At 67.8% G+C, this 21,420-nt stretch carries 15 protein-coding genes; 10 read left to right on the top strand and 5 right to left on the bottom strand.

The genetic code is table 11. The features are described from left to right. Window positions 1-46 precede the first annotated feature (46 nt). On the top strand, window positions 47-886 hold the full coding sequence (locus BLT45_RS00535) for a hypothetical protein (protein WP_093293768.1): 840 nt from the start codon (window positions 47-49) through the stop codon (window positions 884-886). A gap of 48 nt (window positions 887-934) precedes the next feature. On the opposite strand, the gene BLT45_RS00530 is transcribed toward BLT45_RS00535, so the two are convergent. Next, window positions 935-4,642 carry an indolepyruvate ferredoxin oxidoreductase family protein gene (locus BLT45_RS00530; RefSeq protein WP_093293763.1) on the bottom strand — a complete coding sequence of 1,236 codons (3,708 nt, stop codon included), beginning with the start codon at window positions 4,640-4,642 and terminating at the stop codon, window positions 935-937. Between the two features lie 180 nt (window positions 4,643-4,822). On the opposite strand from BLT45_RS00530, the gene BLT45_RS00525 reads away from it, so the two are divergent. The 7 genes from BLT45_RS00525 to BLT45_RS00495 all read left to right on the top strand — a co-directional run bounded on the left by BLT45_RS00525 (window position 4,823) and on the right by BLT45_RS00495 (window position 9,295). Continuing rightward, window positions 4,823-5,437 (top strand): tetratricopeptide repeat protein, encoded by a 615-nt coding sequence (locus BLT45_RS00525; protein WP_093293758.1) that lies wholly within the window; start codon window positions 4,823-4,825, stop codon window positions 5,435-5,437. A 54-nt stretch (window positions 5,438-5,491) separates the two neighbouring features. Beyond that, a complete protein-coding gene (gene ggt, locus BLT45_RS00520) occupies window positions 5,492-7,222 on the top strand; it encodes a gamma-glutamyltransferase (RefSeq protein WP_093298297.1) in 1,731 nt (576 codons plus the stop codon). A gap of 10 nt (window positions 7,223-7,232) precedes the next feature. Then, window positions 7,233-7,466, top strand: a complete 234-nt coding sequence (locus BLT45_RS00515; RefSeq protein ID WP_093293753.1) for a hypothetical protein — start codon at window positions 7,233-7,235, stop codon at window positions 7,464-7,466. Window positions 7,467-7,475: 9 nt separating this feature from the next. After that, window positions 7,476-7,907 carry a hypothetical protein gene (locus BLT45_RS00510; protein WP_093293749.1) on the top strand — a complete coding sequence of 144 codons (432 nt, stop codon included), beginning with the start codon at window positions 7,476-7,478 and terminating at the stop codon, window positions 7,905-7,907. Window positions 7,908-8,025: 118 nt separating this feature from the next. Then, window positions 8,026-8,256: a DUF1653 domain-containing protein gene (locus BLT45_RS00505; RefSeq protein ID WP_175455669.1), complete on the top strand. Its 231-nt coding sequence runs from the start codon at window positions 8,026-8,028 to the stop codon at window positions 8,254-8,256. Between the two features lie 4 nt (window positions 8,257-8,260). Continuing rightward, entirely contained in the window at window positions 8,261-8,686 is a 426-nt protein-coding gene (locus tag BLT45_RS00500) for a hypothetical protein (RefSeq protein WP_093293745.1), read from the top strand. A gap of 63 nt (window positions 8,687-8,749) precedes the next feature. Further along, window positions 8,750-9,295 (top strand): DUF1697 domain-containing protein, encoded by a 546-nt coding sequence (locus BLT45_RS00495; protein ID WP_175455668.1) that lies wholly within the window; start codon window positions 8,750-8,752, stop codon window positions 9,293-9,295. Between the two features lie 25 nt (window positions 9,296-9,320). Here the strand turns inward: BLT45_RS00495 and BLT45_RS00490 are convergent, their stop codons facing one another. The 4 genes from BLT45_RS00490 to zwf all read right to left on the bottom strand — a co-directional run bounded on the left by BLT45_RS00490 (window position 9,321) and on the right by zwf (window position 14,349). Next, window positions 9,321-11,042 carry an ExeM/NucH family extracellular endonuclease gene (locus BLT45_RS00490; RefSeq protein ID WP_093293735.1) on the bottom strand — a complete coding sequence of 574 codons (1,722 nt, stop codon included), beginning with the start codon at window positions 11,040-11,042 and terminating at the stop codon, window positions 9,321-9,323. A 339-nt stretch (window positions 11,043-11,381) separates the two neighbouring features. Continuing rightward, window positions 11,382-11,900 carry a c-type cytochrome gene (locus BLT45_RS00485; RefSeq protein ID WP_093293731.1) on the bottom strand — a complete coding sequence of 173 codons (519 nt, stop codon included), beginning with the start codon at window positions 11,898-11,900 and terminating at the stop codon, window positions 11,382-11,384. 167 nt (window positions 11,901-12,067) lie between these two features. Beyond that, window positions 12,068-12,781 (bottom strand): 6-phosphogluconolactonase, encoded by a 714-nt coding sequence (gene pgl / locus BLT45_RS00480; protein WP_093293726.1) that lies wholly within the window; start codon window positions 12,779-12,781, stop codon window positions 12,068-12,070. Between the two features lie 89 nt (window positions 12,782-12,870). Continuing rightward, the gene (zwf, locus tag BLT45_RS00475) at window positions 12,871-14,349 is read right to left on the bottom strand and encodes a glucose-6-phosphate dehydrogenase (RefSeq protein ID WP_093293723.1); all 1,479 of its coding nucleotides are present in this window, start codon (window positions 14,347-14,349) and stop codon (window positions 12,871-12,873) included. 123 nt (window positions 14,350-14,472) lie between these two features. Here zwf and BLT45_RS00470 point away from each other — a divergent pair, with 123 nt between their 5' ends. Both BLT45_RS00470 and BLT45_RS00465 read left to right on the top strand, forming a co-directional pair. After that, entirely contained in the window at window positions 14,473-15,222 is a 750-nt protein-coding gene (locus tag BLT45_RS00470) for a GntR family transcriptional regulator (protein WP_056879880.1), read from the top strand. Window positions 15,223-15,664: 442 nt separating this feature from the next. Continuing rightward, the gene (locus BLT45_RS00465; protein WP_139187839.1) at window positions 15,665-21,412 is read left to right on the top strand and encodes a DUF7507 domain-containing protein; all 5,748 of its coding nucleotides are present in this window, start codon (window positions 15,665-15,667) and stop codon (window positions 21,410-21,412) included. Window positions 21,413-21,420 lie beyond the last annotated feature (8 nt).

The raw sequence follows: 21,420 nt of genomic DNA, 5'->3' as shown, positions 1-21,420 counted from the left end.
AAGAGAAGCGCCGTTCCCATGGCGGTGTGATTGCTAGCATTTGCCCATGACGCGACCGTCCTCCGCCGCCGCGCGCGTATCGCCGCGGGCACGCCCACCGTCGGAGGCGCATGCCGACGACGGTGTCCGGCTGTTGTGGACCAGCGGCTGGGATTCGACGTTCCAGCTGTTGCGCGTGGTGCTGCTGCATCGCCTGCCGGTAACGCCTTATTACCTCGAGGATGCGACGCGCGCCTCCACCGCCACCGAGCTGGACGCGATCGCGCGGATCACTGCGGCCCTGCATGCGCAGTACCCGCATACGCGTGCCCTGTTGCATCCGCTGCGCCGCTTCCGCGTCGCCGACCTGGAGCCCGATGCGGGCATCGTCGACGCCCTGCGCGAGGTGCGGACGCGGATGTACATCGGCAGCCAGTACGCGTGGCTGCCGATGTTCTGCAAGCAGCACGGCGTGGACGGCATCGAGATGAGCGTCCACGTGGACGACAAGGTGCAGGCGCTGCTGTCGTCGCGCGTGGTCGCGTTCCAGCAGGCCGACGCCTACCGCAGCGTGCGCGTGGCGCCGGGCCAGGCGGGCACGCCTGAGCACACACTGTTCCGCTATTTCAGCTTCCCGCTGTTCTCGATCGACAAGCGCGCGATGGAACGGGAAGCGCACCTCGCCGGATGGGGGCCGCTGATGGAGATGACGTGGTTCTGCCATCGGCCGCTGCGCGGCAGGCCCTGCGGGCTCTGCGCGCCCTGCGTCTACACCATCGAGGAGGGGCTCGCCCGACGGGTGCCGCGTACGCGTCGCGTGCTGTCGTTCGTCTACCGGCTGCTCGCGCGGCCGCTCAAGCCGCCGTTGCGCATGGCGTGGACGTCGCTGCGAAGAAGCCGCGCGTAGGCACGCGCGCGCTTGAAAGTAGAAACCCAGCCGAAGCGGGGTTTCCGGTCAGGCGGCCTGCACGATGTGCAGGGCCTTCGGGTTGCGCCAGAGGCCCAGCAGCTCGGCCTCGCGCGCCTTGGCGTCGTGCAGGTGCTTTTCCTTGACGTGACCGTAGCCGCGGATGTGTTCGGGGATGCTGGCGATCTCCACCGCCAGGCCCAGCTTGCCGCCGTCCAGCGCAGCCACGAGCTCGGCGATGGTCCGTTCGTACTCGGCGATCAGCTGGCGCTCGCCCTTGCGTTCGTCGGTGTAGCCGAACACGTCGAAGGCGCCGCCGCGCAGGAAGCGCAGCTTCGCCAGCAGGCCGAAGGCCTTGAACACCCACGGGCCGTATTCCTTCTTCATCAGGCGGCCCTGCGCGTCCTTCTTGGCGAACAGCGGCGGTGCCAGATGGAAGCGCACTTCGAAGTCGCCCTCGAACTGCTGCTCCAGCCGGCGCTGGAACTCGCCGCTGGTGTACAGGCGCGCCACTTCGTACTCGTCCTTGTACGCCATCAGCTTGAAGAAATAGCGGGCCACCGCTTCGGTCAGCGCGGTCGAACCCGGCGCGCGGGTGTTCTCGGCGTTGCGCACCTTCGTCACCAGGTCGGTGTAGCGTGCCGCGTAGGCCACGTCCTGGTACTCGGTGAGGAAGTCCTTGCGGCGCGCGATCAGCTCGTCGAGCGAGCGCGACAGGCGCAGGTCGTCCAGCGGCAGGAAGGCCACGTCGCCGCCCTGCGCGCCGTCTTCGGGCAGGCCGCGCAGTTCGCTTTCGTTGCCCGGGTTGCGCGGCGCGGCGTTGGCGCCCCACTCGGTGCTTTCCCATTCGCCCGGCGGCAGCACCTGCAGGGCGCGCGGGGTGCGCTCGCTCTCGGTCTGCGCATTGCGGATCAGGCCCGCGGCTTCCTGCACGGCCTGCGGATTGACCACCGCCAGCCGGCCCCAGGCGAACGCCGTCTTGTTCATCTCGATGGCGGCGCCGTTGAGCTCCACCGCGCGCATGATCGCGTCGAACGAGATCGGCACCAGGCCCTGCTGCCAGGCGTAGCCGAGCATGAAGAGGTTGCTGCCGATGGCGTCGCCGATCAGCGCGGTCGCCACCTGGGTGGCATCGACCAGCAGCGGGTCGCGACCGCCGAGGGCGACCTTCACGCCGGCGATGATGTCGGTGGCCGGGAACTGCATGTCCGGATGCGTGGTGAACGTGCCCGGCATCGCTTCGTAGGTGTTCAACACCACCTGCGAGCGTTCGCCGCGCACCTTCGACAGCACCCAGTAGTCGTTGACCACCACCATGTCGCAGCCGAGCACCAGGTCGGCTTCGCCGGCGGCGATGCGCACGGCGTGGATGTCCTCCGGCGTGCGGGCGATGCGGATGTGCGTGGTCACCGCGCCGCCTTTCTGGGCCAGGCCGGTCTGGTCGAGCACGCTGGCGCCCTTTCCTTCCAGGTGGCCGGCCATGCCGAGCAACGCGCCGATGGTCACCACGCCGGTGCCGCCGACGCCGGTGATGAGGATGTTCCAGGGCTGATCGAGGTCCGACTTGAACGTCGGCGCCGGCAACGCGGCGAGCAGGTCGGCCGCATTGGCTTTCTTGCCCTTGCGCGGATTGCCGCCGTGCACGGTGACGAAACTGGGGCAGAAACCGTCGACGCAGCGGAAGTCCTTGTTGCAGTTCGACTGGTCGATCTCGCGCTTGCGGCCGAACTCGGTCTCCTTCGGCAGCACCGACACGCAGAAGCTCTTCACGCCGCAGTCGCCGCAGCCTTCGCAGACCAGCGTGTTGACCATCGTGCGCTTGGCCGGGTCCGGCAGCTTGCCGCGCTTGCGGCGGCGGCGCTTCTCGGTGGCGCAGACCTGGTCGTAGATCAGGATGGAGACGCCCTTCACCTCGCGCAGGCGACGCTGTACGTCGTCCAGCTCCTTGCGGTCGAAGAACTCCACGCCCGACGGGAAGATCTCGCGCTTGCTCCACTTGCCGACTTCGTCGCTGACCACGACGATCGTGTCCACGCCCTCGGCGCGCATCATGTGCGCGATCTGCGGCACCGACAGCGTGCCGTCCACCGGCTGGCCGCCGGTCATCGCCACCGCGTCGTTGTAGAGGATCTTGTAGGTGATGTTCACCCCGGTGGCGACCGACTGGCGCACCGCCAGCGAGCCGGAGTGGAAGAACGTGCCGTCGCCCAGGTTCTGGAAGACGTGCTCGGTCTCGGTGAACGGCGCCTGCCCGGACCACGTCACGCCTTCGCCGCCCATGTGGGTGAAGGTGTCGGTGTCGCGGTCCATCCACGTGACCATGTAATGGCAGCCGATGCCGCCGAGCGCACGCGAGCCTTCCGGCACCACCGTCGAGGTGTTGTGCGGGCAGCCCGAGCAGTAGTGCGGCACGCGCGGGAAGTTCGCGCGCGGCAGCGCCATCTCGGCTTCCTTGTCCTCCATCCAGCGCAGGCGCTGTTCGATGGACTCCGTCGTGAAGAAGCGCTGGATGCGCTTGCCGATCACGCCCGCGATGGTGGCCGGGGTCAGCTCGCCGGTGCTCGGCAGGATCCATTCGCCGGCTTCGTCGTACTTGCCGACGATGGACGGACGCGTGCCCGCGCTGCCGGGCCAGTTGTAGAAGTACTCCTTCATCTGCCGCTCGATGAAGGCGCGCTTCTCCTCCACCACGACGATGTCCTCCAGGCCGCGGGCGAATTCGGTGATGCCCACCGGCTCCAGCGGCCAGGTCATGCCGACCTTGTAGACGCGGATGCCGATGTCGGCGCAGGCCTGTTCGTCCAGGCCCAGGTATTCCAGCGCCTGCAGCACGTCCAGGTAGCTCTTGCCGGTGGTGACGATGCCCAGCCGTGCGCGCGGCGAATCCAGCACGATCCGGTCCACCTTGTTCGCCCGGGCGAAGGCTTGCGCCGCCGCCACCGCGTACTTGTGCAGGCGCATCTCCTGGTCCAGCGGCGGGTTCGGCCAGCGGATGTTGAGCCCGCCCGCCGGCATCGCGAAATCCTCCGGCAGCACGATCTCGCGCGCGAACGGATCCACCTGCACCGAGGCCGACGACTCCACCGTCTCGGCGATCGTCTTGAAGCCGATCCAGCGGCCCGTGTAGCGGCTCATCGCCCAGCCCACCAGGCCGAGGTCCAGGATGTCCTGCACGCCGGCCGGGTTGAGGATCGGCATCATCGCGCTGACGAACTCGTCTTCCGAGCCGTGCGGCAGCGTCGAGCTGCGGCAGTTGTGGTCGTCCGCCGCCAGCGCCAGCACGCCGCCGAACTTCGAAGTGCCCGCGGCGTTGCCGTGCTTGAACACGTCGCCGCAGCGGTCCACGCCGGGGCCCTTGCCGTACCACATGGAGTACACGCCATCGACCTTGGCGCCGGGGAACAGGTTGGTCTGCTGCGTGCCCCACACCATGGTGGCGCCCAGGTCCTCGTTCAGGCCGGGGGTGAACTTCACCCCCGCCGTCTCCAGGTGCTTGCGCGCGCGCCACAGCTCCAGGTCGAAGCCACCCAGCGGGCTGCCGCGGTAGCCGCTGATGAAGCCGGCCGTGTTCAGGCCCGCGGCCTGGTCGCGCAGGCGCTGCATCAGCGGCAGCCGGACCAGCGCCTGCACGCCGCTCAGGTAGATGCGGCCGTCGGTGCGGGTGTATTTGTGCTCCAGCGTGTAGTCGCTGTCGATCACCCCGATCTGCGGCGTGTTGGCGGACGAGGGCGAGGTGAGTTCGGCGGTGCTGGTCATGGCGGGCCCGTGCAAGCGGCTGGCGTGGCCCGATAAACCCCTCGGGCGTGAAGGCGCGCATTGTAACAGCGGGCATTTTGTGTGACGCCGGTCACTTCGCCGTTGTGCATTGCAGCGGTTAGGATGGGGCCGGGGAATCCATTGCAAGTGTCGGGGGATGTCGTGAAATTCGCTAAGAACATGCTGCTGGCCACCGTGCTGGCCTCCGCGGTGTTGTCCGCGCACGCGCAGACGGTGCCGAAGCCGAAGGAGTTCTACTTCGACGAGGACAAGGCCGCGACGCGAGAGATCGTCGTGGTGCAGGGCGAGGGCGAGGCGCTCGTGCAGGCGCTGGTGCGCGAACGCGAACGCGGGCGCAAGTCGACCGAAGCCACGGCGCAGCTGGCGCACGTGGCCTTCACCGAGGGCCGCGTGGACCTGGGCAAGCAGCTCTACCAGCAGTTGCTGGGCAGCAGCGACGCCAACGGCAACCTCGGCCGCGCCGTCCGGTGGAACTACGGCTGGGACCTCTATCGCAACGGCGAGCCCCAGGCCGCGCTGGGCCAGTGGGCGACCCTGCTGGGCACGACGGGCGGGCCTTCGTGGATACCGCCGACGATGGCGCTGGCGATGTGGAAGCTGGATCGCAAGGCCGAAGCGGTGGCGTGGTACGGCGCCGCCGTGCGCACCGAGCCGCTGCTGTGGACCGATGCCCGCAACTACGACAGCCTGTTGCCCGGCTGGCGGCAGGAAGACCGCGACACGCTGGCCGAAGTGCTCGGCGCCTGGCAGGCCAATCCGCCGCGCTGGCCGTAACGCGTACCATCGGCGGATGAAGGCGCGCCTGCCGCGCGCCATCGCCTGTCGATGATGCGCACCCGCCTTGTGTCCTGCGTGGCGATGGCCCTAGCCGTCGCCGCCGCGTTGCCCGCCGTCGCCGCCGACCGCATCGCCGGCCGCGCGTTCGCCACCCGCTCGGACGTCATCGCGCCGCATGCGATGGCGGCCACCTCGCATCCCCTGGCCACGCAGATCGCGCTGGACGTGATGAAGCAGGGCGGCACCGCGATGGACGCGGCCATCGCCGCCAATGCCGCGCTCGGCCTGATGGAGCCCACCGGCAACGGCATCGGCGGCGACCTGTTCGCCATCGTCTGGGACCCGAAGACGAAGAAACTGCACGGCTACAACGGCTCGGGCCGGTCGCCGAAAGCGCTGACGCTGGGTTACTTCACCCAGCACGGCATCACGGACATCCCCGCGCACGGGCCGTTGCCGGTCAGCGTGCCGGGCACCGTCGATGCGTGGTTCGCACTGCACGACCGCTTCGGCAAGCTGCCGGTGAAGGACCTGCTGGCGCCCACGATCCGCTATGCGCGCGAGGGCCACCCGGTCCACCAGACGATCGCCTATTACTGGGATCGCTCGGTGCCGCGGTTGTCGAAGTTCCCCGGTTTCACCGAGCAGTTCACGATCGGCGGGCGCGCGCCCCGCACCGGCGAGATGTGGAAGAACCCCTATCTGGCCAACACGCTGCAGAAGATCGCCGACGGCGGTCGCGACGCGTTCTACACCGGCGACATCGCGCGCACGATCGATGCGTACTTCAAGGCCAATGGCGGCTTCCTCGCGTATGAGGACATGGCGGCGCACCGCGGCGAATGGGTCGAGCCGGTCAGCACGCGCTACCGCGGGGTCGACGTGTGGGAACTGCCGCCGAACGGGCAGGGCATCGCCGCGCTGCAGATGCTCAACGTGCTGGAAGGCTACGACTTCAGCAAGATTCCGTTCGGCAGCGCCGAGCACGTGCACCTGTTCGTCGAAGCGAAGAAGCTCGCCTTCGCCGATCGCGCCCGCTGGTATGCCGATCCGGCGTTCCAGCCGGCGCCCGTCGCGCGCCTGATCTCCAAGCCGTATGCGCGCGAGCGTGCGAAGCTGATCTCGCCGGACAAGGTGCTGCGCGAAGTGCAGCCGGGCACGCCGAAGGAACTGGACGAAGGCGACACCATCTACATGACCGTGGCCGACGAGGACGGGATGATGGTCTCGCTGATCCAGTCCAACTACCGCGGCATGGGCAGCGGCATGACGCCGACCGGCCTGGGCTTCATCCTGCAGGACCGCGGCGAGATGTTCGTGCTGCAGGGCTGCGAAGGCGCCACGCCGCACCCCAACTGCTACGCGCCGGGCAAGCGGCCGTTCCAGACGATCATTCCCGCCTTCATCATGAAGGACGGGCAGCCGTGGGTCAGCTTCGGCGTGATGGGCGGCGCCATGCAGCCGCAGGGACACGTGCAGATCGTGATGAACCTGGTCGACTTCGGCATGACCCTGCAGGAGGCCGGCGATGCGCCGCGCATCCAGCACGACGGTTCCACCGAACCGGTCGGCAGCGCCACCGCGATGACTGATGGCGGCGTGGTGCAGCTGGAATCCGGCTATCCCTACGAAACCATCCGCGCGCTGATGGACAAGGGTCACCACGTCGAATGGGCCCTCGGCCCCTACGGTGGCTATCAGGCCATCAAGCGCGACCCGAAGACCGGCGTGTACTACGGCGCCAGCGAGAGCCGCAAGGACGGGCAGGCGGCGGGGTATTGAGGGATTCACGATGCTGAGACGCTATTGGTTCCAGGTTGACCGTGGCCTTGGATACGGCGTGACCGCGCTATCGGTCGATGATGCGCGCGGCTTGCTCACGAAGTACGGTTATCCGCGTAGCGATGAAAGGATCACGGGCGTCATCGAGGATGTTGCCGTGGACGCTCTGGATGCCTCCCACGTCATGCCCAACGCTGGGCCTTTGGTGATCCGCGGCGTGTGGTATCCGCGTCACAACCTTTAGTCGCATAGGATGACTGAGCCGCAGGCGACACCCATCATTTCGGTTGACGCTTCATGGAGCACTGTGGAAAACGCGCCCTCCCTCCGCCCGCTTATCGAGTCCATCGCCCGCGAGCGCGGAATCTCTGTCGCCCACGACACCCATTACGACGCCGGCAACTGGCAGCTCTGGTGGTGGGAGGGCGGAATCCGCCAGGCTCTGGATGTCCAGCCCTACGCCGACGGCTGGATCGAGGTGGCACGTCTCACCACACGCTATCCAGCGCTGCCGAAACTACTCGCCTGGGCAAGGCGAGCGACACCCTTGTTCCCGGAGACGGGACGCACCGAGCACCAACTGCTGGCACGCCTGCAAAGCCCCCCGTTGGAGCGCCTGCGCGACGCCATTGAGGCGGGGTTGCCCGCCAGGCGAGTCGCTAACCGGGACGGAACGACTGTGTAGGATGGATTGAGCGAAACAGCCTTCAAAGAGAAAGCGGGCCCACCGGAGCTTCACCCTCAAACACATGATGGGTATCGCTTCGCTCAACCCATCCTACGAAACACGAACAGGGATACACATGGCCACACTCCCCGCCCTCCCCGAACTCACCCCCGGTCTCTACCGCCACTACAAGGGCAACGATTACGAAGTGGTCGCGGTGGCGCGGCACAGCGAGACGCTGGAGCCGGTGGTGGTCTATCGCGCGCTGTATGGCGAAGGCGGCTTGTGGGTGCGGCCGTACGCGATGTTCTGCGAGGAGGTGATCGTGGATGGGCAGTCGGTGCGTCGCTTCGCACCGGTTGGGTGAGCGCGTGAACTGCTCGCAGCTCTACGTTGGCGTGGACAAGCAACTCGACGAGGTGAGAACGCATGACTTCTCTTTGACCCTCGTCCCGTCAGCGTCGCCCGAGGCGAAGGCGGTTCGTTCAGTGCTCGGCTCCCGGTACGTCTACTACCTCGAGCCGCATACGGGATGTGGCTGTGGTTGGGACGTTCTCGACATAGATGCGCCTGGCGACGACCAGAGCAAAGCCTCGTGCGATGCCCTCGGACGGTTCCTAGGGACGCTCGAGCGGACTCGTCGCGGCAGCAAGCTTTACAGTGTGTGTATCGAGTCACTGGGCGCATCGCCGCGCTCAGAAATAAGCATCGCGGCGGAAGAATTCATGAGGCACCTGCGGGGCTATAGAGTGTCCTTCGCATCCAAGGGCGCGAGGGTGTATGTGCTGGGCAGCTGATGGCTCATCAAGGGCGTCCTCGCCTTGTTGCAAGTCGCTCCTACCTCACGCCGAAACATGTCCATGACCACCTACATCGCCCTGCTCCGCGGCATCAACGTCGGCAAGGCCAAGCGCATCGCGATGGCGGACCTGCGCGCGCTGCTGGAAGGGCTCGGCCATACCGACGTCGCCACGCTGCTCAACAGTGGCAACGTGGTGTTCCGCTCCAGCAAGAAGGCATCCGCCAAGCTCGCGGTGGAGATCACAGCGGCCATCGCCGCGCAATTGAAGATCGACGTGCCCGTCATCGTGAAGTCGGCGAAGGACCTGGCCACGATCCTCGACGGCAACGCGCTGGCCGAAACGGCAGACGATCCTTCGCGTCTGCTGGTCGCGTTCGTGCAGGAAGCCGGTGCGCTACCCGCGCTGTCCGCCATCGCGCCCCTGGTGGTGCCGCCGGAACAATTCCTCGTCGGGCGCGAAGCCGCCTACCTGCATTGCGCGCGCGGCATCCTCGAAAGCAAGGCGGGCGAGGCACTGGTCGGCAAGGCCGGCAAGGCCGCCACCACCCGCAACTGGGCCACGGTGCTGAAGTTGCAGGCCTTGGTGGACAAGGTCCACGGCTGACGCTTCGCGGGCGCGTCCCTACCGCTTAAAGATCGAAGCCCAGCAGCAGCGGATCATGGTCGGAGCTGCGGTAGGGCACGGCCGGATCGCCGTCGGCGTAACCCTGCGCGTCCTGTTCGTCGGCGTTGATGTGCCACTCGGCCGCGCCGCGCAGCTGCTTCGCCAACGTCGGGCTGAGCAGGGCATGGTCGAGGCGGCCGCTGAGGCCGCTGTAGACGTAGCTGTAGGGCTGTTCGATGCCGGCCTGCTTGAAGGCATCCACCCAGCCGGCGTCGTCGCGCAGCCAGCGCACCGGCGCTTCCATCGCATAGGCGTTGAAATCGCCGAGCATGACGATGCGATCGCTGCGGGTGCGGGTGGGATCGGACTTCAGCCACGCATCCAGGCGCTTGGACGAATCCAGGCGCAGCGCGTTCCAGCAACCGGCGCCGTCCTTCTGGTCGGTGTCCGGGCCAGCGGCTTCCGAGCAGCCCTTCGACTTGAAGTGATTGGCGACCACGACGAAGGTTGCGCCCTTGCCGTGCACGAACCCCTGCGCCAGCGGGCTGCGGCTGCGTTCGCCGAACGGGCCTTCCTGCAGCGTGGCGGGTTTGCCGGTGGGCTTCACCTTGTCGCTGCGGTAGATGATGCCCACGCGGATGGTGTCCGGCCCCGGACCCTGTTTCGCATCGATGAAGCGCCACGTGCCGCCGCCGGCGTTCAACGCAGTGACGAGCTGGGCGAGGCTGGAGTCGGCGCCGTAGCCGTCGTTCTCCAGTTCCATCAGCGCGGCGATGTCGGGGTTCAGGCCGCGGATGGTGCCAACCAGCTTGTGCATTTGCGCCTGGTACTGCGCGGCCGTCTTGGCGCCGCGCTCGGTGGGGAAGCCGCCACCCTTGCCGTCGCCGTTGAACAGGTTCTCCAGATTGAACGCGGCCACGCGCACGTTGCCCGCGACCTGCGGCGCGGCCGGGCGTTCCGGCGCGGCGATCGTCGGCGCGACGGTGAGCTGCAGGCGCCAGCCGCCGTGCCGCGCATCGACGATGCCCTGCACGCCGGTCAGCACGGTGCCGGTGCGCAGCGGCTGGCCTTGCTTCACGTACCAGACGGTGGCGGGATCGCGCTTCGCGCTGCCGTCGTCCAGCACCAGCGTGCGGCGCGCGTTGTCGGCGGCCAGGCGCTTGGCCTCGGCACTGCCCGGCGCGGCCACTTCGCTGGGTTGCCACAGGCGGCCGCCGAAGCTGGTGGTGAGTTCGCCGAAACGGCCCAGCGCATCGGTGCCGCTCAGCGTGAGCGGGGCGTCGATGCGGACGAGCATGCCTTCGTAGCGTTCCCAGGCGTCGGGCTGCGCGGTGAGCACGAGGGGCGCGATGGTGCCCTTGCCGCGTGCCTGCACCACCGGCGCATGCAGCGCGGTCAGCGTGTCGTCGCTGCCGGCCTTGCGCTCGCCGACGATGCCGCGCACGCGCATGCGGTCGCCCACGGAGACGGAAGGCGCGGGAGCGCCCTCTTCGAAGGCGACGAAGACCGCGTCGGAGGTCGCCGCCTGGCCATCGCCGGCGTCCTGCACGAAGAAGCCGCCGAGATCGGCGAAGACACCGGTGACCACGCCTTCGACGGTGACGGTCTGGCCGTCGAGTGCACTGCGCGCGCCCTCACCCTGTACCTCGCCGATGGGCGTGACGCGCTCCTTCGGTGTGGCCGCGCAGGCGGGCAGCGCGAGGGGGGCGAGCAGGGCGAGGGTGAGCAGCGAGCGGGAAGGCGTCATCGGGAGGCGACCGGGAAATCGAGGCGGCAAGGGTAAACGGATTGGGTGACGGGCAGGTTTTCGTCGCGAGGCAGGATGCAGGTCTTCCCTCTCCCCGTCTCCACGGGGAGAGGGTGCCGAAGGCGGGTGAGGGGCGACGTCGCCGCGGCGGCCTCGCGACCGCGGTGTCTGGATCGTCAGGGGGCCGCTTTCGACCATGGGAATGGAACTTCGTTCGTCCCTCATTCGCTCTCCAGGCACTTTCTTCCCGCAGGCGGGGAGAAGGGAATCTCCCCGAAGCTTCTTCGCGAAAACAAAAACGCCGCCCGGAGGCGGCGTTTCTGCGGAAGGCGCGAGGCCTTACTTGATGTTGGCCAGCATCCAGTCGACGGTGGCATGCACCTGCTCGTCGGTCAGCGACGCATTGCCGCCCTTCGGGGGCATGATGCCGCCGTCCGGACCGGTGAAGCCTTCGATGGCGTGCTTGTACAGGGTGTCCTTGCCCTTGCTGGCGCGCGCGCCCATGCCGGCGGCGGTCAGGGTGGGGGCCTTGCCCACGCCGTTGGTGTGGCAGGCGCCGCAGAGGTTCTGGTAGATCACGCTGCCGTCGGTGGTGCCGCCGTAGGCGACCTGCGAGGCGGCGGCGGCCTTGGCGGCCTGGGCCGCGGCGGCCTGGGCCGCGGCACCGGTCTCGCCGGCATAGACCGCGCCGGCCGGGGCGATGCGGCCCTCGGTGATCTGGACGGTCTTCGGGTTCACTTCCGGCGGAATCGCGTCATGCAGGAAATGCGCACCGACGATCAGACCACCGGTGACCAGCACCAGGAAGCCGATCACCATCGAGAAATGCTTGAGGAATTCGAGGTCGTAGTTACGCACTTTCCACCTTTGGCAGCACGGCCGCGGGGCCGCGCATGGCTACGAAAACGGGGGCCGACGGTCCGCGCGATGCGCGTTCCAGGCGGGACCGGGCGCCGGGACGCCGCGGGCAAGGGCACATTATAAGCAGTGAGGCCGTCTTTGCCTCAACACCGGCGCATCCGGGCTCACTGCGCCAGATAGACCTGCAACGGCGCATGCAGGGCCTGCAGCACCGCGCGCATCGGATAGCCCGCACCAGCACCTTGGCCGGACAGCGCCTGCTGCAGCACCTGCCGCTTCTCGCCGCCCTCGATGTGCAGGTACAGGCGGCCGGCATCGCGCAGCACCGGCAGGGTCAGGGTGATGCGGGGTTCGCCGGCGCCCGCGGCGCGCATCGGTAGCACGGTCGCGGCGGTTTCCGGATCCATCGCCTCGGCCAGGCGGTCACCGCCGGGGAAGAACGAGGCGGTGTGGCCGTCGCCGCCCATGCCCAGCACGGCGACATCGAGCGTGGCCGGCAGGGCGGCGGCGACCTCGGCCAGGGCCTCGTCGGGCGTGGCGGCGGCACGGTACAGCGGGACGAAGCGCGCGCTGGCGGCGGCGTCCTGCAGCAGGTACTCCTTCACCAGGCGGGCGTTGGAACGTTCGTGGGCGCCGTCCACCCAGCGTTCGTCGACCAGGGTGACGGTGACGTTCGCCCAGTCCAGCACCTGCCGGGACAAGGCTTGCAGGAAGCGGCGCGGCGTCGTGCCACCGGACAGGGCCACGCTGGCCTGCCCACGCAGGGCGACGGCAGCGCGCAGATCGTCGGCTACTGCCTGGGCCAGGGCCTGGGCGACGGCGTCGCCGTCCGGGAAGGGGTGCAGCTGGATCTGCAGCGAGAGATCGGTGGGGGGCATGGTGCGGCTCGGGAGTGGGGGCTTCCCGGGGGAAGGCAGGCCGGCGTGGGGGTGCCGGGTGAAGGCCCCGCAAGGCGGGGCCGGCGACGTCAGACGGTGTCTTCGTGCCAGGTGCGGCCGTCGCGTTCGACCAGTGCCACGGCGGCGCTGGGGCCCCAGGAGCCGGCGGTGTAGGCCTTGGGCGTCTCGCGCCCGGCCTCCCAGGCGGCGAGGATCGGGTCAATCCAGGCCCACGCGGCCTCGACTTCGTCGCGGCGCATGAAGAGGGTCTGGTTGCCGCGCACCACGTCCATCAGCAGGCGCTCATAGGCTTCCGGCTGGTGCACGCCGAAGGCCTCGGCGAAGCTCATGTCCAGCGGCACGTGCTGCAGGCGCAGGCCACCCGGGCCCGGATCCTTGATCATGATCCACAGCTTCACGCCTTCGTCCGGCTGCAGGCGCAGCACCAGCTTGTTGCCCATAACCGGGCCCGCGCTGTCGTCGAAGATGGAGTGCGGGATCTGCTTGAAGGCGATGACGATCTCGGACACGCGCTCGGACAGGCGCTTGCCGGTGCGCAGGTAGAACGGCACGCCGGCCCAGCGCCAATTGTCGACTTCGGCCTTCAGCGCCACGAAGGTCTCGGTGCGCGAATCGGGCTTGCCCAGTTCCTCCAGGTAGCCGGGCACGGCGGCACCGCTGCTGGCACCGGCACGGTACTGGCCGCGCACGGAGAGATGGCCCACGTCTTCGCCGCGGATCGGCTTGAGCGAGCGCAGCACCTTCAGCTTCTCGTCGCGCACGGCATCGGCCTGCAGGGCGGCCGGGGGTTCCATCGCCACCATGCACAGCAGCTGCAACAGGTGGTTCTGGACCATGTCGCGCAGGGCGCCGGAGGTGTCGTAGTACCCGGCGCGCTTCTCCAGGCCGACGGTCTCGGCCACGGTGATCTGCACATGATCGATGCGGCTGGCGTTCCACAGCGGCTCGAACAGGATGTTGGCGAACCGCAGGGCCAGCAGGTTCTGGACGGTTTCCTTGCCCAGGTAGTGGTCGATGCGGAAGATCTGGCTTTCCGCGAACGCGCTGCCGACGGCGTCGTTGATCACCGCGGCGCTGGCCGAGTCGTGGCCGATCGGCTTCTCGATGACCACGCGGGCGTTGCCGGTATTCAGGCCGTGCGCGCGCAGGCGGTCGCAGATGTTCACGAACAGGGTGGGGCTGGTGGACAGATAGAAGACGCGGATGCGATCGCCGCTGGTCTGCAGGCGAGCGGCGAATTCGTCCCAGCCCTCGTCCTTGGTGGCATCCAGCGCCACATAGCCCAGCTTCTCCAGGAATGCGGGCAGCTTGGCCTTCAGTGTGTCGTCGTTGGCCGCGACGCGGGCCAGTGCTTCGCCGACCTTCGCGCGGTATTCGGCATCGCCCTGCTTGTCGCGGGCCACGCCGATGATGCGGCTCTCTTCCGGAATCTGACCGTCGGCATAGCGCCGCAGCAGGCCCGGCAGCAGCTTGCGCAACGCCAGGTCACCGGTGCCGCCGAAGATGACGAGATCGAAGGTGTCGACGGGCAAGGTCTTCGCAGTCACGGGGTATCTCGGTGCAGCGGGAAAGAGCCGCCACAATACCACCGCGGTACCACGTGATGCCAACAGGTCCGCAACGTGAAGGGATTGTTGCGGTATTGGTACGTCACTGGTATCTTGTTTGTCATGCAAACGAACCTGCTCGAGGAATACCAGCGGCTGCAGACCGGTGAGTCCACCCGGGCAGTGGCCTACCTGCGCCTGCGCCGCGCGCTGCAGAACCTGATGGATGCCGGCGTGCTGCGGCCCGGACAGGCGCTTCCCAGCGAGCGCGACCTGGCCCAGTTGCTCGATCTGTCGCGGGTGACCATTCGCAAGGCGCTGGCGGGGTTGATCGAAAGTGGTCTGCTCGTGCAGCGGCAGGGTGCCGGTACCTTCGTGGCCGAGCGGATCCTTCGGCAGTTCTCCCGCCTGACCAGCTTCACCGACGACCTGCGCGAGCGGGGGCTCAACCCGCAGGTGAAGTTCCTCGAGCGCACGGTGGGTGAAGTGACCCCGGAAGAGTCCATGGCGCTGAATCTGTCGCCTGGCAGCGGCGTCGTGCGCATGTACCGCCTGCGCCATGTGGACGGGTCGCCGATCGCCATCGAGCGCACCCTCGTGCCCTACGCCCTGCTGCCGGACCCCGACAGCGTCACCACCTCGCTGTACGAGGCGCTGGACGCCTACGGCCACCGGCCCAAGCGGGCCTTGCAGCGTCTGCGGGCGGTCGCCCTGGATGAAGAGGCAGCCCGCCATCTCGAATTGCCCGTGGGTGCCCCGGGCTTGCTGGTCGAGCGGCGCGCCTTCCTGGAGGACGGGCGGGTCGTCGAATCCACCCGCTCCTACTACCGCGGCGATGCCTACGACTTCGTCGCTGAATTGCAGAGCGACTGAACACCGGCCCCGACCGGCCCCGGCCGGCCCGGCCGAGCCGACGCAAGACCCCCTGACGCTGAGTTCCAACCCGCCGCGCTGCAGCCCGGTGGGCCGTTTGCGTGCCCTAAGCCGTCCCGGGACGCCAAAATCTTGACGCCCGCCCGCTTATTGGGGCGATGATGTACGCGCGTGTAGTTGCCTGCGCCGACTTCTTGACGTTAATATCACGTGAATTGGGGTGAACGTCACGATTTATCTGGACCTATGTCCGCTTTAACCACACGGATGCGAGCTGTGACTTTGACCCGTTGATCCGCGCGCTGGCGGCGCGGACGAGGGCAGCAACTTCAAGACAGCCTTGGGGGAGGCAGTCCCTGGCTGGCTATTCCTGATCCAGTCGCAAGGGACCACCGTGCACGGCCTGACCCATTTCTTCAAAGCGGCTTTCCGCCGCCGCCGCGTGGCGACCGCATCAGGTCTGTTCCTTGCCGCATTGGCGTTCCTTGCACCCGCCCATGCGCAGACGTCGGTCCAGAACACCGCCACGGTGGCGCTGCCCCCGGGTGCACCGGTCGTCGACAGCAATCCTGCGAACAACACGTCCACTGCCACGGTTGGAGTGCTTGCGCTCCCCCGCCTGACGCTGGTCAAGCAGGTCGTCAACGACAACGGGGGCGCGGCCGCGGCCGCGGCATGGACGCTGGTGGCGGCGGGAGCATCGACCACCATTTCAGGCGCCACGGGCACGGCGGCGGTCACCAATGCGACGGTTCCTGCGGGTACGTACGCCCTCTCCGAGACCGGAGGAGCCGCGGGCTATACGGCGGGCACCTGGAGCTGCGTCAAGAACGGGGCTGCGGCGGTCTCTGCGAACAGCATCAGCCTGGTCGGCAACGATGTCGCGACCTGCACCATCATCAACAACGACCAAGCGGCCACACTCACGCTGGTCAAGACGGTCATCAATGACAATGGTGGCGCGGCCACGGTCAGCAACTTCCCGCTGACGGCGACCGGTCCGACGACGATTACCGGCGTGTCCGGTGCGGCCGCCGTGACCAATGCGTCGGTCAACGCGGGCGTGTACACGTTGTCGGAAGTGACAGCCGCCGGTTACACCGCCGGCAGCTGGAGCTGCACGGCCGGTACCTTGTCCGGCACCCAGCTGACCCTGGCCAATGGCCAGAGCGCGAGCTGCTCGATCACCAACAATGACCGGGCCGCCACGCTGACGCTGGTCAAGACAGTGATCAACGACAACGGCGGTACCGCCACGGTCAGCAACTTCCCGCTGACGGCGACCGGTCCGACGACGATTACTGGCGTGTCCGGTGCGGCCGCCGTGACCAATGCCTCGGTCAATGCCGGTGTGTACACGCTGTCGGAAGTGGCCGCGGCAGGCTACACGGCAGGTTCGTGGAGCTGCACGGCTGGGACCCTGTCCGGTACCCAGCTGACCCTGGCCAATGGCCAAAGCGCGAGCTGCTCGATCACCAACAACGACCGGGCGGCGACGCTGACGCTGGTCAAGACGGTCATCAACGACAACGGCGGTACCGCCACGATCAGCAACTTCCCGCTGACGGCGACCGGTCCGACGACGATCACGGGTGTGAGCGGTAGTGCGGCCGTGACCAATGCCTCGGTCAACGCCGGTGTGTACACGCTGTCGGAAGTGACAGCCGCCGGTTACACCGCCGGCAGCTGGAGCTGCACGGCTGGCACCTTGTCCGGCAATCAGCTGACCCTGGCCAATGGCCAAAGCGCGAGCTGCTCGATCACCAATAATGATCAGGCCGCCACGCTGACGCTGGTCAAGACGGTCATCAACGACAACGGCGGTACCGCCACGATCAGCAACTTCCCGCTGACGGCGACCGGTCCGACGACGATTACTGGCGTGTCCGGTGCGGCCGCCGTGACCAATGCTTCGGTCAACGCCGGTGTGTACACGCTGTCAGAAGTGACCGCGGCCGGTTACACCGCCGGCAGCTGGAGTTGCACGGCTGGCACCTTGTCCGGCAATCAGCTGACCCTTTCCAATGGCCAAAGCGCGAGCTGCTCGATCACCAACAATGATCAGGCCGCCACGCTGACGTTGGTCAAGACGGTCGTGAATACGGGGGGCGGCACCGCGACTCCGGCAAGCTGGACGTTGACCGCGACCGGACCGACTTCCATCAGTGGAGCGGGTGGTGCAACCGGGCAGGTTTCCGCGGGTAGCTATACGTTGTCCGAATCCGCAGGCCCCGCCGACTACGTCGCTGGCGCTTGGAACTGCACGGCCGGAACCCTATCGGGCAACCGGGTGGTGCTTGCGAACGGACAGACCGCGACCTGCACGATCGTCAATACGTTCCAGTCGGCACCTGCGCTGACGCTGGACAAGACCACGACCACGCCGACGTATGCGTCGGTGGGCCAGGTGCTGTCGTACAGCTACCTGGTGACCAATAGCGGCAACACGACGATCACCTCGGCCATCACGGTGGTCGACGACCGGATCGCGACGGTGACGTGCCCGGCGCTGCCGGCCGGTGGCCTGTTGCCGACGCAGTCGATCACGTGTTCGGCGACGTACACGGTGACGCAGGCGGACCTGGATGCGGGCACGGTGACGAACATCGCCCGCGCCAGCGATGGCACCACGACCTCGCCGACGGACACGGTGACGGTGACGGCGACGCAGACGCGTGCGCTGACGCTGGACAAGACCACGACCACGCCGACGTATGCGTCGGTGGGCCAGGTGCTGTCGTACAGCTACCTGGTGACCAATAGCGGCAACACGACGATCACCTCGGCCATCACGGTGGTCGACGACCGGATCGCGACGGTGACGTGCCCGGCGCTGCCGGCCGGTGGCCTGTTGCCGACGCAGTCGATCACGTGTTCGGCGACGTACACGGTGACGCAGGCGGACCTGGATGCGGGCACGGTGACGAACATCGCCCGCGCCAGCGATGGCACCACGACCTCGCCGACGGACACGGTGACGGTGACGGCGACGCAGACGCCGGGCCAAAGCCTGGTGAAGGCGATGACCGCCGATAGCACCGGTGGTGCGGTCGCGGTGGGCGACGTGCTGACCTACACGGTCACGATGACCAATACGGGCAACACGACCCTGGCCAACGTGGTGATGAGCGATGCGCTGATCACCCCGAACAGCATCACCTGCCCGAATGTGGCGCCGGGTGCGACCTGCCAGCTGGTGGGTACGTACACGGTGACCCAGGCCGACGCCGATGCGGGCAACATCCGCAACACGGCGGTGGTAACCAGTCCGGTCTGCCCGGTGGGCAGCACCGCTCCGGCGTGCACGACGACGATCGACACTCCGGTCATCAACCCGGTTGTGACCTATGCCAAGGCGGTCGCGCTCCCGATCGGACAGACGGAAGTCTCGACGGGCGACACCCTCACCTACACCTTGAACGTGCAGGTCTCGGCCGCGGCGACCACCTCCGTCGTAACCTTGACCGACACCCTGGGAGCCGGCCTGACGCTGGCGACCGTGTCTGCCGGCAGCTTCTCGTGCGGCACCTCGAACCCGCTGGTGTGCACATTGCCTGCAGGCACTGCGCCGGGCACTTATTCGGTCAGCTATACGGCCATCGTCAACGATCAGGCGACCGGCACCGTGAGGAACACCGTCGTGGGCACCGGCGATGATGCGCCGACCTGCGCGGGCACGTGCCGTACCGAGACGCCGGTGACCGAACCGCTGCCGCCCCTGGTGACGTACGCCAAGAGCGCCGTCCTTCCGACCGGACGGTCGGAAGTGGCCGTGGGCGACAGCGTCACCTACACGCTGACGACGAACGTCATCAATGCCGTGACGACGGCCGACGTGGTCCTGACCGACACCCTCGGTGCGGGCCTGACCTTCGGCACGGTGACCAATGCCGGCGCCTACGCGGCCAACACCAGCGGCGCCCCCGTGCTGCGCTTCACGTTGCCGGCCGGTACCACTCCGGGCACGTACATCGTGAGCTATACCGCGATCGTGAATCCGGCGGCGCGTGGCACTGTGAACAACGCGGTCGTCGGCACCGGTAACGACGCGCCGACCTGTGCGGGCAACTGTGGCACGTCGTCGCCGGTTGCGGAGCCCCGCGTGACGGTCTCCAAGTCCTCCAATCCTGCGACCGGTACCCAGGTGCAGGTCGGACAGACGGTGCGCTACACACTGTCGGTCGATGTCGGCGTCTCCGCGCTGACGGGCGAGGTGGTCCTGGTGGATACACCGGACCGTGGCCTGACGTTGGGCGCGCTGCCCGCAGGCTGTTCGTTCGATGGGACCGTGCTGACCTGCCGCTTGCCTGCCGGCACCACCACGGGTCTGCATGCGTTGAGCTACGACGCGGTCGTGAACGCCAATGCCGGTACCGTCGTGGGCAACCAGGTGGTGGCGACCGGTGGCGGCGGCGAGACGCCGGTGTGTACCGCGTGCAGCACCGAACATCAGCTGGACGCGCCGGAAATCCGTGTGAGCAAGACGGCCGGCTCGCGCGAGGTTCGCATCGGCGACCTGGTCCGCTACACCCTGGCGATCGAGAACGTGGGCGCGATGGACTTGGTGGGCGGCAGCATCGTAGACACGCCGGCGGCAGGCTTCAGCTATGTCGAAGGTTCGCTGGTTGCGAACGACGCCGACGGTATGGCGACGGTATCGGGTGGCAGTCCGCTGCGCTTCAGTGGCGTGGATGTCGCCGCGGGGCAGACGGCGACGCTGGTGTACGTGATGCGGGTGGGCGCGGGCGTGCGTCCGGGCACCCACGTCAACCAGGCGCAGGTGCGTTCGGCGACGGACGATCCGGTGTCGAATATCGCCACGGCAGAGGTGCAACTGACGGCGGATCCGCTGCTGAATGACAGCCTGCTCTTCGGCACGGTCTTCAACGACCGCGACGGCGACGGCTGGCAGGACAGCGCTGCACTCAGCGGTGTGAAGGTCCAGGGCGGTTTCGCACCGACGGCCTACATCGCGAACTCCACGACCGTAGACCGCGGCGCAGGACTGCAGCCTGAGGCGGACGCCAGTTCGCCGCTGCTGCACGGGATCGCCGTGGGCGCCATCACCGGTCGCCAGTCCGTGACCGATCCTGTCGAACAGCACGCGGTGGTCATCCGTCAGCACCTGAGCGAACCCGCCTTCACAGACGACTTCGTCCTGACGAGCGCCGAGGGCGTCACCGTTCGCATGGACGCGGCGGGCAACACCACCGTGCAGACCAATGGCGATGCCGCCAAGGGCCTGACGGCGGCGGCGCCGACGGTGGAGCGACGCGTGGCCCAGGGCGACGGTGGCTATGTGGTCGACTACGTCATCCGCAACGCCGGCATCGACGAACGCGGCATCCCGGGCGTGCGCATCGCGTCGGTGGAAGGCCTGCTGATCGAAACCGACCAGTTCGGCCGCTACCACTTGGCGGGCGTGCCGGGTGGCGCGTGGGAGCGCGGGCGCAACTTCATCCTGAAGGTCGACCCGTCCACGCTGCCGGCCGGCGCCGAGTTCACCACCGACAACCCGCTCCTGCGCCGGATCACGCCGGGTGTGCCGGTCCGGTTCGACTGGGGCGTCAAGCTGCCGGAACAGGTGATCGAGGGCGGCTCCAAGCAGGTTGAGCTGGAGATGGGCGAAGTCTTCTTCGCCCCCGGTAGCGCCGAAGTGCGGGAGAAGTACCTGCCGGTGATCGAAGCGATGGCGGCCAAGGTGCGCGAGTACCAGGGCGGCGAAGTCGTCATCCACGCCAACGGCGACAGCGAGGGTCTGGCATTCGACCGCGCGAATGCGGTCAAGGCCGCCCTGCTGAGCACGCTGGATGCCGCTTCGGCCAAGGGACTGGTGGTCAGCGTACGCGGCACGGTCGACGACCCGAGTTCCATGATCGTCGGTGTGGACGAAGGCGGCGCGCTCCTGGGCACCGTGCTGTTCGATACCGACAAGTCCGCGATCAAGCCCGCGTTCGAGCCCCTGCTCGACAAGGTGGCGACGGCACTGGAGAAGAGGGGTGGGGGCAGCATCGCCATCGTCGGTCACACCGACGTGCGCGCGTCCCATGCCTACAACGTCGCCCTGGGCATGCGTCGTGCCAAGGCGGTCTACGAAGCGCTCGCCAAACGTCTGAGTCCGGAGGTGCGTGCCAAGGTCCGCGTGGAAACCAGCAACGATCCGACAGCCCCTGTCGGCGTACGGAAGTAAGGGGCGGA

Origin of the sequence: Pseudoxanthomonas sp. CF385, assembly GCF_900104255.1 — a bacterium.
GTDB lineage: Bacteria > Pseudomonadota > Gammaproteobacteria > Xanthomonadales > Xanthomonadaceae > Pseudoxanthomonas_A.
Note: the sequence above shows the minus strand (reverse complement) of the source record. Positions and strands in the feature narration are given on the sequence as shown.